The organism is Paenibacillus sp. 2RAB27, assembly GCF_052115445.1.
Lineage (GTDB): Bacteria > Bacillota > Bacilli > Paenibacillales > NBRC-103111 > Paenibacillus_E.
Window position 1 is genome coordinate 1 of record NZ_JBFRGR010000023.1, and the last position, 13,475, is coordinate 13,475.

General features: G+C 48.5%; 10 protein-coding genes and 1 pseudogene. 4 read left to right on the forward strand and 7 right to left on the reverse strand.

All coding sequences use genetic code 11. From position 1 onward, the window contains the following. Positions 1-393: 393 nt before the first annotated feature. The 7 genes from AB4114_RS25140 to AB4114_RS25170 all read right to left on the reverse strand — a co-directional run bounded on the left by AB4114_RS25140 (position 394) and on the right by AB4114_RS25170 (position 10,560). Positions 394-1,302, reverse strand: coding sequence for a pseudouridine-5'-phosphate glycosidase (locus AB4114_RS25140; RefSeq protein WP_441990912.1), 909 nt, complete (start codon positions 1,300-1,302; stop codon positions 394-396). Between the two features lie 4 nt (positions 1,303-1,306). Next, positions 1,307-2,437, reverse strand: coding sequence for a carbohydrate kinase (locus AB4114_RS25145; protein ID WP_441990913.1), 1,131 nt, complete (start codon positions 2,435-2,437; stop codon positions 1,307-1,309). A gap of 146 nt (positions 2,438-2,583) precedes the next feature. Then, on the reverse strand, positions 2,584-2,985 hold the full coding sequence (locus AB4114_RS25150) for a hypothetical protein (protein WP_441990914.1): 402 nt from the start codon (positions 2,983-2,985) through the stop codon (positions 2,584-2,586). 167 nt (positions 2,986-3,152) lie between these two features. Beyond that, a complete protein-coding gene (locus AB4114_RS25155; RefSeq protein ID WP_441990915.1) occupies positions 3,153-5,753 on the reverse strand; it encodes an Ig-like domain-containing protein in 2,601 nt (866 codons plus the stop codon). A 180-nt stretch (positions 5,754-5,933) separates the two neighbouring features. Continuing rightward, a complete protein-coding gene (locus AB4114_RS25160; protein ID WP_441990916.1) occupies positions 5,934-7,223 on the reverse strand; it encodes a glycosyl hydrolase family 18 protein in 1,290 nt (429 codons plus the stop codon). A gap of 772 nt (positions 7,224-7,995) precedes the next feature. Next, positions 7,996-9,918, reverse strand: a complete 1,923-nt coding sequence (locus AB4114_RS25165; RefSeq protein WP_441990917.1) for an alpha/beta fold hydrolase — start codon at positions 9,916-9,918, stop codon at positions 7,996-7,998. Between the two features lie 60 nt (positions 9,919-9,978). Then, positions 9,979-10,560 carry a TetR/AcrR family transcriptional regulator gene (locus AB4114_RS25170; RefSeq protein WP_441990918.1) on the reverse strand — a complete coding sequence of 194 codons (582 nt, stop codon included), beginning with the start codon at positions 10,558-10,560 and terminating at the stop codon, positions 9,979-9,981. A 221-nt stretch (positions 10,561-10,781) separates the two neighbouring features. On the opposite strand from AB4114_RS25170, the pseudogene AB4114_RS25175 reads away from it, so the two are divergent. From AB4114_RS25175 to AB4114_RS25190, 4 genes and pseudogenes are all read left to right on the forward strand, one after another. Further along, positions 10,782-10,919, forward strand: a pseudogene (locus tag AB4114_RS25175) (YiaA/YiaB family inner membrane protein); the annotation flags it as partial. Then, entirely contained in the window at positions 10,896-11,210 is a 315-nt protein-coding gene (locus AB4114_RS25180) for a YiaA/YiaB family inner membrane protein (RefSeq protein ID WP_441991003.1), read from the forward strand. The pseudogene AB4114_RS25175 and the gene AB4114_RS25180, both read left to right, overlap by 24 nt. 85 nt (positions 11,211-11,295) lie before the next feature. Further along, on the forward strand, positions 11,296-11,943 hold the full coding sequence (locus AB4114_RS25185) for a hypothetical protein (RefSeq protein ID WP_441990919.1): 648 nt from the start codon (positions 11,296-11,298) through the stop codon (positions 11,941-11,943). Continuing rightward, on the forward strand, positions 11,940-12,662 hold the full coding sequence (locus AB4114_RS25190; RefSeq protein WP_441990920.1) for an S-layer homology domain-containing protein: 723 nt from the start codon (positions 11,940-11,942) through the stop codon (positions 12,660-12,662). Before AB4114_RS25185 ends, AB4114_RS25190 begins: the two co-directional genes overlap by 4 nt. Positions 12,663-13,475: the final 813 nt, after the last annotated feature.

Sequence of the window (13,475 nt, forward strand, 5' to 3'; positions counted from 1 at the left end):
GAGTCCAAGCCGATATCATGAGGCCTGGAAGGCAAATAAATTAGGGGTAGTGGAGATTACCCTTTAAAAAAGGTTGAATACGAAAAATGAGAAACTGCGAGAAAGCAAGTATTCAGCAGATAGACTCCATAATTAAGGGGCCGAACCGGTTTTCGCAATTAAATGGAAAAAATACATCTAATTTGTATTGAATTTCAATAATCGAGCAAATCGAATGAATTTAACTGCAGGAAATACAGTAAATCCTTCGAATTCGAGGAATCCACTTCAAATAGATGGAGAAATTCCAGTTAGATTGCGGGAAGCTGGTTTATTACTCATCGGCATTAACGAAAAATGAGGCTGTCTCAAAAAGTCTAAATTGACCTTTGAGACAGCCTCTTTTTCCGTTCTTTAGTTCTTCAGCGCAACCGCAATCCTTGCGGCGGTCTGCGCGTTGTGATAAACGAGCGCGATGTTCGTCTCCAGGCTGCGCCCCTCCGTCAGCTGCTTAATCCGCGCTAGCAAGAACGGCGTGACCTTCTTCCCGGTCACGTTCTGCTCTTTGGCCTCATTCAGCGCCTGCTGGATGACGGCCTCGATTTCAGCATGGTCCATGGCGGATTCCGCCGGGACCGGGTTGGCGATGATGGCGCCGCCATTCAGGCCTAGCTCCCACTTCGTGCGGAGCATAGCGGCCACGTCAGCCGCCTCATCGAGGCGGAAGTCTACGCCATAGCCGCTTTCGCGGGCGTAGAAGGACGGGAACTCGCTCGTTTGGTAACCAACCACGGGCACGCCGTGGGTTTCCAAGTACTCGAGCGTGCGTCCAATGTCGAGGATCGATTTCACGCCGGCGCAGACGACAGCGACGTTGGTTGCCGCCAGCTCCGTCAAATCAGCGGAGATGTCCATGGAGCTTTCTCCCTCGCGGTGGACACCGCCAATGCCACCGGTAGCGAATACTTCGATGCCAGCAAGGGCAGCGCCGATCATCGTCGCAGATACCGTGGTCGCGCCGATTTTGCCAGAGGAGAGGATGTACGGGAAGTCGCGGCGGCTTACTTTTTCCACATGGCCGTTCGTGGCAAAAGCTTCAAGCTCGTGCTCGTTTAAGCCAATCTTGATTTTACCATCCATGATGCCGATTGTTGCCGGTACAGCACCGTTATCGCGGATAATTTGCTCCACTTTTTTCGCCATTTCAATATTTTGCGGGTAAGGCATGCCATGAGAAATAATCGTCGTTTCCAATGCCACGATCGGTTTATTGTTCGCGAGAGCTTCCTTCACTTCATCGGTAAAAGTTAAATATGAGTTCATGTGTTTAGTCTCCTTTAGTCATGGTGTTAATCGTAAGGTGTAAGCGTTCCTCGTTCAGTTCACTGGACGTGGATTGACTGGTTTGAAGCGTAATGTGCGCAGCTGCAAGACCGAATTCACAGGATTTCATAAACAAATGTTGATGGCTAACCCCATAGACAATACCCGCTAAGAAGGCATCACCTGCGCCTGTAACCTCAACCACCTGGGTTGGAATTGAAGGAAAGAAATGTTCGCCTTCTTCTCCAGAATAGTAGACCCCTCGGCTCCCGAGTGTAATGAAAACATGCTGCACGCCGCGGTCTCGAATCGTATTAGCAATTTTGCCATGATCAGGTTCTACATAGAACATATCAATAACGTCCTGATTCATGGATAGTGGTGTGTGGGTGAGTTGGATAGCCTCTTCTAAATTCGGGAAAATAGCCGTTACACCAGACAGATCGGTTGGAAGCTTCTTCGATTTCTCCGAGGAGACAGGATCAATGAAAAGGGGGATATTCTCCTCCTGACATCGACGAATCAGCTCTTCCAAGGTATCGCTGGGTAGATTCGTATCTGCAATCACGAGCTTGGCAGCGGCAATATGGGACCATTTATCCCGAAGCATCGCTGGTGACAATTTGTCGTAGATGTCCATATTGGCAAAAGCGAGAAACATCTCCCCCGACGTATCGAGGAGTGCGGTGTATGTTCCGGTATTCTCGCCATTCAATACGATGGCTTGGCTGACATCGACGCCTCGGCGCCTCGTTTCCTCCAGCACCCATTGGCCTGCTTTGTCGTCGCCAACCACAGTTAGAAGCGCCGTTTGACAAGCTAATCCGGCCAAAGCATCAGCAATGTTGCGAGCAACGCCGCCACAAGACTCGGTTACTGTTACAGGGTTAGAGGAAGCTAGGCGGATCGCATGCTTGCTAGTGGCTTTACTGTCGAGATTGGCTCCGCCGATGCAGTAAATCATATGTTCATCCGAGGTGACATACGCTCTGCCGCGAATCGTTCCCTTTTTGGTCAAAGAGGCTATATAACCAGCAACGGCAGAGCGGGAGATCCCGATGATACCGGCCATTTCATGCTGGGAAATGAATGGATTTTGACGGATAAGCGCTAGGATTTGCTGTTCACGATCCATGCAAAGCGTCCCTCCTTCGTCGTTTCTCTCCTTATTTTAGCGCACAACAAAACAAAAGTCCATCATATAAACAAATGTTTATTTTTCCATGCCGAAAAGCCCGTTCCCCATCAGGAACTAGGCTTCTTTCTTGGCCCAAACAAAAACTATTTCGAATACGAAGAGTTGGAGCGTGAACCTAGTCCGAGCAAGCCGAGTAGGCCTAATAAACCGAGGTAGCTATACCAAGGTCTCGTTTTATTTTTTGGCGTAGCGGCGACGGATTGAGTTTGTAAGGTTGAAACATTAAACGCTGTTGGCGGTGTAATCCCATAAGCAGCAGCGTAGCCATTCAAATTGTTAGATGGGAGTAACCTTGTTTCCGCCCCTGGCATACCAAAGGAATTGGTTTGATACATCGTGGCAGAGCCACTCTTTAGATGCTGCAGATTGTCGGTCTGTGACACCTGTGTATTATGGTCGTGGGCATGCAGGCGATATTGATGTGCACCGAGCAGAAGCGAAAAAGTAAGGAAAGAAATCGAAGCTAATTTGACAGAGCGAACCATTTTTCCATGCCTCCAGGTATTTTGTAGATAGGGGTCATTCAGTGTAGGTAAGCATATATTCCCCTGCGAATGAGAAGTTATGCATGGAGGAGTAGGTGTGACTCTGTATACAAAGAAAAAACCGTTGCCCCTAGATAACTAGGAGTCAACGGTTCTGTATGCATGGATTACTTCGTGACCGTCACTTGAACGGTCGTTTTCATGTTGGCAAAAGTAACGGTAATGCGTGCAGTCCCTTTGCCAGTTGCTTTGATCGTGCCATCCTTTACGTCTGCATTCATGATGTTGGAAGTTGTCCAGAGTGCCGGCTTGGTCACATCTTCTTCGAATCCATCTGTATACGTAGCCAAGGCTTCTACTTTCGCTGTTTCGCCTTCTTTGAGCGTAAGTTTAACAACATTGGTCTTCAAATACTTCAAAGAATCAATTTCCACAGGAATGGATACGGTTTTACCTCCAAAGAATCCAGTGATGGTTGTTTTCCCTGAAGCTGTTGCTGTGAACAATCCTTTTTCAATAGTACCGAGTTTATAAGAAGAAACTTTCCAAGTTGCGCTATCCGTGACGTCTTTCGTTGAGCCATCGGACAAAGTTGCGGTTAATTTCAGTTGTGTTTCAGATCCGCTTTTCGTTACAAAAAAGGATTTATTCGCTGTTAAGCTATCAATCACACCGATTTCTACGGGAATAGAGATTGATTTACCGCCATAAGTTGCTGTGATGGTTGCTTTACCGCGGGCAACGGGTGTAACAAGACCCTTAGATACGGTAGCAATGCCTGTATTGCTTGACTTCCATTCGATATCGGTCGTAACGACAACATCTTCCCCGTCGTCATTTGTTGCTGTAATTTTGATTAATCTTGTTTCATTTAAATCAAAAACCAAGCTAGTTACATTGGCTTTCAACTCACTAGCCATATCTACTTTTACTGGAATCGTAACTGTTTTGTTGTCCAGTTGAGCGGTAATTGTCGTTTCGCCGGACGCGATGGCTTTTACGACACCTTTGTCAACAGTAGCGGCTTTAACATTGCTGCTTGTCCAAATGACATCCGTAGTTACAGGTTTCTTGGTATCATCGGTATACACCGCTTCTGCAGTAAGGGTCGCAGTTTCGCCCTTTTTCATGGTTAATTTCTCTTGGCTAATCGTAAGAGTCTTCAACTCGCCTACCGAAACTTGCACAGTTGCTTTACGCGTACCGTATTCGGCAGTTACCGTAGCAGCCCCTGTAGCAATACCCGTAATGATACCGTCACGAACCTCAACAACATCTTTGTTGCTTGATGTCCATTTGGTTTTGTCATTCAGTTCGTCATCCATGCGGCCTTTGAAATTCGCAGTCATGGTGACCGTAGTAGAGTCTCCGACTTGCATATTCACTATTTTCTTGTCTAGTGTGATGTTGGTAGGGACGTCAACTTCAACTCGGGTTGTCGTCGTTTTGCCGCCATAGGCAGCAGTTACATTAACAACACCGGCTTTATATGGTTTGATAAGTCCATTCGTTACCGTAGCGATATCTTCATTATCTATGCTCCATACGGCTCTATCTTTTACAAGATTGTCTGTTGTACCATCGGCATAGGTTGCAAATAACTCGAGTTGCTGCGTTTCGGTTGTTTTCAAGACAACGAGCTCGCTGCTCACGACCAAACGACGTGGAACCTCAACGTCAACTTTGGCTGTGACTGTTTTATCCCCATACTTCGCAGAGATCGTTGCTTCGCCAATTGCATTACCGATGAGCTTGCCTTTGGTTACAGAAACGATACTCTCATCGCTGGATGTCCATTCTGCACGATCCGAAATATCCGTAGGTGTCGTGCTTGTTGGATAGGTAGCGTTAAGCTTTAACGTGCCTGTCCCATTTTTCTTTAACAAAATACTTTGTTTATCTAACTCAAGTTTCAACGTACTATCCACATCAACCGTAATTGTCGTTGATTTGGTACCGTAGGTTGCAGTTAACGTCGCTTTCCCTACACTGTATCCGGTAATTGTTCCTTTAAGGGCATCTGCCACCTCTGGCTTGTCTGATGTCCATACTGCTTTGGTTGCTACGTTATCTTTGGTGCCATCCGGGTATGTCGCCGTTAATTCAAGCACGGTAGTCCCCTTCAGTAGTAAGGAAACATTGGATTTTTCTGCATCAAGGCGACGTACAACCTCCACATCGACATCCAAAACGATCGATTGATTCATATGAGTTACCGTGATGGTCGTGCTTCCCGGGTTTTGTCCTTTAACTAGACCATTCGTCACCGTTGCGACAGAGCTGGATGCGACTGTGTAGTCTGCTTTACTTGTTACATCTGCAGAAGTACCGTCGTCATAGTAAGCTGTTATCAGCACTTGGCTCGTTCCATTGAGACGAAGATCAAGGGCTTGTTTGTCGGTGGTTAACGATTTTACTTTTTTCGTAACGGTTACGTTAACGATGACAGTCTCTCCAAGATAGGTGGCTGTAATGACGGCTTTACCTTCTTTTTTGGCTGTCACGACACCCGCGTAGACAGATGCTACATCGGTCGTGCCGGAGTTCCAATCTGTCTTGACCGTTGCATTCTCCGTAGAGCCAGTTGTGAAAACGGCCGTTGCTGTCAGATTAGCTGTATCGCCAACCTGCAAGTTAAGCTCATTTTTGTTCAGAACTAATTTCGAAATGTCAGTCGCGGCGAAAGCACTTCCCGTGAAAATAGCCTGACTTGCAAGAATGAAAATGACGACTAGGGACAACCATTTACTTTGAGAAAACCATTTCATGCTTCATTTCCCTCCATTAAAGCTGTTGCTAGAATCTGCTTGTTGAAAATAGATATCTATTTTCATCGGCATTTCTTCGCGCAAAATGAAGGGAAATCATGTTTTTTCTCCCTGAAAGTTTGCTGAATATGTCGAAAAAAAGAAAACCCCGGTTTTCACGCGCTTGCGGGGATTCAAGGTTCAACCGCGTTTCACAATTTTGAAATTATCTTCAAGCAGCAGCCAGTTCTGCGGGAACTTGAGTCCAAGCTTCCAATAACTGATGCCGCGAAGTCCGAGCTCTTCGATCAAACGGAACTTAGCTTGAATTGAGCGAGCGTCCTCGAACCAGACGGTGTGCTCCTTACCCGCGTCATCCCAATAGTTAAAGTGCGGCGCTTGTGCCGTGTAGTCATATAAAATTTGCGCGTTATATTTACGGGCTAGATCAATGGCTGCCTGTGGCGAAATTGCTTTGGCGTAGGCCCCTCCTTTGACAAAGGGCAGCGTCCAGTCGTAACCGTACAAATTTTGGCCCATCATGATTTTGGAAGAGGGCATTTCACTGCGTGCGTACTCCAGCACTTTGCGAACAGGTCCAATAGGGGAAACGGCCATAGGCGGTCCGCCACTGTAGCCCCACTCATAGGTCATGATGATGACAAAATCGACAATTTGGCCATGGGCTTTATAATCATGAGCTTCGTACCAAGCTCCTGCTTGTGTGGCACTTGTTTTTGGCGCGAGGGCAGTGGATACGAGATAGCCTTTCCGATGAAAGCTATCTACCGCTTTGCGCAGGAACTTGTTGTAAGCCTCCCGATCCGCGGGCAGCAGATGTTCAATGTCAAAATGAATATCTTTAAACCCAAGCTTATCAGCAGTTGTTTCGATGTTTTGTAGCAAACGATTTTGGACAGCTTCGTCGGTTAAGATCACATGCCCAAGTTCTGCGCTGAATTGGTCATTCTCGAGGTTGGTGACTACCATCATGAGGGTGACGCCATGCTGCTGAGCGATTTCGCGCAAATCGTTAAGCGGCGGCTGGACTAAGGTGCCATCTCGGTTAATGCGGAAGCTGAAGGGAGCTAAGTAGGTCAAATGAGGTGCGGCTTCGCGGGCAGCTTGAACGAGAACAGGTGACACATCTGCGCCTCTAGGCTCAATATAGGCATTGACTTCGGCTTGTTTGCGCGGGGGAGGGGGGATATATAATCGGAAACCGCTGGGCAAAGTTTGATATAGCGTAAGTCCATTGGCAGACGCGAGTGCGTCTAGGTCGATGCCAAGCTTTTGTGCGATTCGATAAAGGCCCTCACCAGGCTGTACCCAATAGTAGGAGCCAACAATCGGAATGACTAATGCCTGTCCGATGACTAACGATTGAGAGGGAGTTAACTCATTCGCCTCTGCGACCTCCTCGACCGACACGCCGTAGGTTTGCGAAATACGATACAACGTTTGCCCTTTTTGGACAACGTGAATTTGCATAGGTTATGCCTCCTTGAAAAAAATGACCGAGCCGCCCTACATGGTAGTCTCAGTGGCTGAAACTCACTAAAGCGCAACTGAGACACCCAAAGTGGGAGGCTCAGGAAATGGGGAGTCGGAAATGACTGTATCCGAGCCTGCTTTTCAATAAAACTAACCTCTTAACCGTGGTCGCTCATCCCTGGAATGACCTCGTCAAAGGTTTTCTCATATGTTATTCCGAAGGTAGGCTTTAGGTGAATGTCTTGGGGGAACTTTTTCCACATCCCTTTTTCAAAAATGCAAAAATACAACCTTTTCTACTAATTTATGGTCGGAAGTAGTAAATGCGTGCAAATAGGCAACCTTTTTAACGAATTTCATGATAATCTCCTGAGATCACTCCAAATTGATGCCTATTTGCATCCATTTTCAATAATGGAGGGAGGAGCCCATTTGAAAAGTGCTCTTTTGCATTTTTGACAGGGGAGAGCACTTGCTACATTACTCCACTTTTCCCGCATTCTTCTTGTCGTTACTACTCTCCAATTATTCTAATTACACTCCTAACTCCACAGTACTGTCTTAATTACCCACTACTCAAAAAGGGGGAGAGTCGGGGCCGGTAGGGAGAGAGGGACGAAAGATGAATGCAGATGAAGAAATACCAATGTAAGACGAATGAAAGACGAATGAAAGACAAATGAAAGACGAATGAAAGAAGAATGTAAGAAGAATGTAAGAAGAATGATGACGGATGAAGTAGATGAGCTGACTTACAGCCCTTGCTGACTTACAGCCCTTGCTGCCGAAGCAGCTGGGCTGTAAGTTCTGGATGCGAGATCGGGAAATGGTGCGCCGCCTCGATCTCCAACGTATGGGCGGAGCGAAGCTCCTCCGCCAGGGCGCGATCCTGTGTGCCCCACAGGATCGAGGCCTTCCGCAGCAGCTCCGCTTGCTGCTGCGGAGGTAACACCTCTGCGCGTGCCAGCGCAGAGAGGGTCCCGGCAGTCGTCTTCCGCACACGCGGCGACTGCAGGTCTTGCAGGACATAAGTGACATACGAAGTCGGTATGTCACTTATGTCCACGAAGCAGCGCTGCGCCAGCAGCTGCTTCCGCAGGTCTTTCTCGCGCAGCCGGCGCAGCACGAGATGGTTGAGGCGCGCGCTGCGGTACATGCGCGCGGCCGGTTGCAGGGCAGGCTGCAGCAGATGCAGCCTGTGGATCCGCTCCGGCACGCGAGCGTAGGCGTGGGCGGCCAGGAGGCCGCCCAGCGAGTGGCCCACGAGCGTGACCGGGCTGTCGAAGGCGCGGATCGCCTCGACGAGCGCTGCGATGTGGCCMTCCATCACGTCGGCAGCGTGATGGTAGGGTGAGCGCCCGAAGCCTGGCAGATCGACCAGGCAAACGTCCTGCTCTGGGAACTGCGCCGCCAGAGGGAGCAGGCAATCTGCTCCGCTTAGTGTGTCGTGCACGAAGAGAAGGGTGGATTTTTGCTTTACGGGGGACTTGTGTGCCAGTCGTAATTCCGAGTCGCTCCTTACCAACCCCTCTTCGGTTGTACGCAGCCCAGTTCCTCTTCGCTCCAGACTAGCCAGTGGACCTCGTTTTCCTCGCATAAACCCTTCTGTAGGCATATGACCATGTACAAGCTGAAAATCAAGATCTGCCATCGTAAAAGGCAGCATCTCACCCTGAACCTTATTCGGGAGCTTATGTTTGAGCAGCAAGCTTTCTTTCGGTGCAATCGGAAAAGGAGTGCTCGTTTTCACGATAAATTCTAGGGATTCTTTGGGGATGCCTAACTTTTGTCCTAACGATGTACCTAAAAGCTTACTGAGCCACTTTGGCGAGATGGATCCATGAGGCTTACGAACACGCAGCTCTTTGGCGATCATGGCAACTAGCTCTTGCATGGAAGGGCTTATCTTAGGATCGTCCAACAAATAGTACGTTTGCGTAGGCGGCGGTGTAGCTTCTTTGGTTAATAAGTTGATGAAGGAGGCGACATGATCGACATGGACGAGCGGCAACCAATGAGTAGAACCGCCAGGTACGATCGACATTAAGCCGCGCGCTGTAGCTCGGACAAGGATACCGAGACCGCCTGTCTGAGGCGTTTCTCCATGCTGCGAACTGCCGATGACTACGCTGGGGTGAACAATGGAAAGAGGGAATCCCAGCTCCTGAGCGCCTTCCCGAATGCGCAAATCTGCAAGGCATTTCATCAGCTCATACGGTGGACCTTCTTCTAAATGTGCGATGACGGGAGCGGGATTGCGCATGTTTTCGTTCGTCCAGGGGCTTTTGAATCCGACCACATGGATAAAATGTTGTAATCCCCCGCGCAGCTGAATGTCCGCAGCCAATCGAAGCATTTCCTCTGCAGCCTGTAGGAAAACCACGCGTGCCTCCGCTTCGCTGATCCGAATATCCATCGGCCCGCCCGCATGGATAATGACATCTGCGGTCAGAACCTTCTCCCTGTCAGAGTGACTCAAGCCAAGGCCGGGCATGCCCAAATCGCCAATGACTGGGCGGATGCGACTAAGGACTGTATCAGCGCTCTCTGACCAACCGAGCCCCTTACAAATCTGCTCCCAACGCGAACTAGACCGTACGAGCACAGACACCGTGTGATTTTCTTGGGAAAGCTGCGCTAACGTGTGGGTCCCGATAAATCCTGTACCACCAGTCATAAAAATATGAGCCAAATGAATTACCTCCGATTTGCGTATTTTAGTACTAAATAGTACTAATTGTGCGTAAAAAAATTACTTTAGCAATTGGGCTAAAGTAGTAAGTGTTTGACCCAGCAAAGCTGGATCTTGATTCGCATGCTGTAGAAAAAGAGCACCCTCGAGTGTTGAAACGATAAGCCCTGCGACAGCTTTGGTGGAAAGAGTAGGAGAAAATTCTCCTTTGCGCACACCTTCGAGGAGCAGATCTTCCACTAGGCGCATTTGATCCTGAAAAAACAACCCAACTTTCCGTCTAAGTTCGTCCGCTTCCTGCGGCATTTGGGTATACAGGGTGAGAAAGGGGCAGCCGGCTAAGAAGCTAGTTTCCGGGCCTGCCATGCCTTGAAGGAACAGATCGAAACGTTCCTGTACGCACAGATCTGAACGAGCTGCGAGCTCTTGCATCTGCCGTGTATAAGTTTGAATAAGCTGATCGAGAATTGCCCCTAAGAGCTCTTCCTTACTTTTAAAATAATAGTAAATATTCGTCTTAGACACTTTGCTAGTGATCACGATTTCATCCATACTCGTCGCCAAATAGCCTTGAGTCAGAAAGAGATTCCTAGCGGTCAGAAGTACAACATCACGATTGGTTATTTTTTTTGTTTTTGTCATGAATAGTACTATACAGTACTAAAAATAGGATGTCAAATTGTTCCATGTTATTTAGGCTTAGTCTTAGGAGTAGGTACTATCGAAAGATAGTACTATTTGGAAAAGGTGCGGCACCCTATACTAAGTATCAAGAGCAAGTCATTCATAACGTTGCTTGGCAACGATAGGGGGATTTTAACATGATGAATCAGCGGAAACGGAATACAACGGCGTTTACTTTTATGGCGTGGGCGTCCTTTATTGGAGCTTTCGTAGCAATGTTTATTGGGATATATACACTTGAAGAATCGCTTAGCGTGAAGGGGTATTTCGCGGTGTGTGCACTGTTTCTTACCATGTCGGCGTTCGTGCTGCAGAAGGTCATTCGGGATAATTTGGAGGATGGTTACGAATCTCGCAAACGGAATACATCGGCTTTTACCTTCTTGGCGTGGAGTTCATTTGCCTTAGCTTTGCTAGGCATGTTCATCGGCATCATTAATCTCGATCAGATTCTTTCGGTTAAAGGGTACTACGCTGTAACGGCTTTGTTCCTGACTATGTCCTCGTTTGTTTTGCAAAAAACAGTTCGTGATAATAACGATGATGATGCGCTTGTTTCTACTGTAAATACACCTTTTCATTCAAATGAAATTAAAGTAGAAGAGTAGTCTTAATTTGCTAGCAGTCTATAGTTTATGACATATTGCCAACCTCCCGCTCATCTAGTAATCTATGAGTTGGGAGGGATTTGGTATGATTAGGAAAATAAGTAAAGTAATCTCTGTGTTCATGCTGATAGGCTGTCTTGGCTTTACAGTTCCTGTGTGGGGGGCTGAGCAAGTTGTCACTAAGCCTGGCAGTATCACATATGAGATGCAGGATATTCAGGTGCAGTATGCGGCGGAATTTACCGCTTATCCGCAAGCCATGGTGGGGAAACCTTCGGTATCCAAGTCAGTGTACGATGCGGTTTACAGCGACTCTGCTAAGCCATTGCAAGTGTTGTATGGTGTGGTTAAGTTGACGATGCCGACGGGCTACTCCTTCACAGAGGAGTTCATTAGCGTGACGGATGGCGTGAATATTGCTCGGGGTTTGTCCAATGGTGGCGGTCCTATTTACAACTTGAATAACCAAGTAAGAGGGCAGAATACCGAGTTCGTTACAGGTAAAAAGCTAACCGATAAAAGCGTCGTAAAAGACTACTCCGATGGCTGGAAAACGATTAGACTGACGCGAAAATGGGATGATTATGCCAATCCAATAGATTTTACTATTAGTTTCAAATGGGATTTGGTGGGTTCGGTGGATTCCTTTTTTCAAAAGCTAACGGAGACTTCCTACGTGATCGACCTTACCACGCTTCGTCATAAGGGCGCGAATCAGGCGGTGCAGCGATGAGGGAATCCTTTGTTAAAAAGCTGGCTATGACCGTAGCTGGAGCCTTGCTTCTATCGACATTGCTTGCCGCAGGAGCTTGGGCTGCGGACGCTGGGGTGAAGCACACGGCAGAAGCCGACAGCTTGAACAAGCTGCAGCTGTTCCAAGGCACGGATCGCGGCTACGAGCTCGAGCAGACGCTGACACGGGCGCAAGGCGCCACGATGCTGCTGCGTCTGTTTGGCTGGGAGACCGCCGCCGCGAATGCGCAAGGGCTGAGCTCGCCGTTCACGGATGTGCCGGCGACGCACTGGGCCGCGAAGTCCGTTGGCTTCGCGTTCAGTAAAGCGTTGGTGCACGGTGTCACCGACGTGCACTTTGCGCCGGATGCGAGCATCACCGGCGAGCAGTTCTTGGCGCTGACGCTGCGCGCGCTCGGCTATGCAGAGGCAGAGCCGCAGTCGGCCAGCGAGCTTGCGGCGACAAGCGAGTTGCTCAGCGCGAGTGAGGCGCAGCTGATCGCGGAAGGCGCAGCGTTTCGCCGCGACGAGATGGTCGCGGTGGCGTATCGCGCCATCCAGACCAAGCTCAAGGGCAGCACGCGCACGCTGCTGCAGAAGCTGGTCGAGGATGACAAGGCGGTGAGCGTCAGCGCCGCAGTGGGAAGCGGGCTTTACAAAGCGCCGAGCAGCGACCCGATGGATCAGATCGAAGATGCGATCCGCGATGCATTGAAATAAGCGAGAAATCCCGCCCCAGTCGTAGAGCTGAAGCGGGATTTTTTTGCTTCCACAAACGAGCTCGCATCGTCGAGATGGGGACACATGGACACTTAACTGTAAAACCTACAGCTATTTTTTCACTAATCGGCCAGTTTAGAAGATTAGATGGAAAATCTACAGTTAAAATTGCCAATCTCGTTGATTTCGAGCAAATGCGACGATTTTAACTACATATTTTCCATTTATTTCAATTAAACTAGCGTTTAGGGCAGAAATAACTACATAAAACCCATCTAATCCTGTTTGCTATGTTTCAATAGTCGCTTGAGTTGAGCTAGTTGACCCTAATTGCTTATGCTAGCCGATTTGTCAGCTTCTCCAACTTGCCAGTTTTTTATTTTGTTTCATTACTGGTTCAAGCTACCCGTCTAGTTTGAAAGGGAGGGACGGGAGCGAAGGGGGAACTGGTGTAGAAGGTAGTGAGAAGGTGGCAAAAGGGAGGACTAGTGTAAAAGGTGAGGGATGCGACGAAGKGAGAACGGCTGTGTAAGGTGATGAGATGGCGGCGAAGGGAGAACTGGTGTGTAAGGTGATGGGATGGCGGCGAAGGGAGGATTGGTGTGAAAGGTGATGAGATGGCGTCGAAGGGAGTACTGGTGTCGAAGGTGATGAGAAGGTGACAAAGGGAGGACAAGTGTGGAAGGTGAAGGATAGCGACGAAGGTCGAACTGGCGTGAAAGGTGATGAGATACGGCAAGGGAGTACTGGTGTAAGGTGATGGAAAGGTGGCAAAAGGAGTGACAGCGTGGAAGAGTAGCAAATATTGATGGA

Excerpts from the sequence above, each read along its gene's own strand:
- AB4114_RS25170 (WP_441990918.1), bottom strand. The coding sequence starts at position 10,560 with ATGACAAAAACAAAAAAAATAACCAATCGTGATGTTGTACTTCTGACC.
- AB4114_RS25155 (WP_441990915.1), bottom strand. The coding sequence starts at position 5,753 with ATGAAATGGTTTTCTCAAAGTAAATGGTTGTCCCTAGTCGTCATTTTC.
- AB4114_RS25145 (WP_441990913.1), bottom strand. The coding sequence starts at position 2,437 with ATGGATCGTGAACAGCAAATCCTAGCGCTTATCCGTCAAAATCCATTC.
- AB4114_RS25190 (WP_441990920.1), top strand. The coding sequence starts at position 11,940 with ATGAGGGAATCCTTTGTTAAAAAGCTGGCTATGACCGTAGCTGGAGCC.
- AB4114_RS25180 (WP_441991003.1), top strand. The coding sequence starts at position 10,896 with ATGTCGGCGTTCGTGCTGCAGAAGGTCATTCGGGATAATTTGGAGGAT.
- AB4114_RS25185 (WP_441990919.1), top strand. The coding sequence starts at position 11,296 with ATGATTAGGAAAATAAGTAAAGTAATCTCTGTGTTCATGCTGATAGGC.
- AB4114_RS25160 (WP_441990916.1), bottom strand. The coding sequence starts at position 7,223 with ATGCAAATTCACGTTGTCCAAAAAGGGCAAACGTTGTATCGTATTTCG.
- AB4114_RS25140 (WP_441990912.1), bottom strand. The coding sequence starts at position 1,302 with ATGAACTCATATTTAACTTTTACCGATGAAGTGAAGGAAGCTCTCGCG.
- AB4114_RS25150 (WP_441990914.1), bottom strand. The coding sequence starts at position 2,985 with ATGGTTCGCTCTGTCAAATTAGCTTCGATTTCTTTCCTTACTTTTTCG.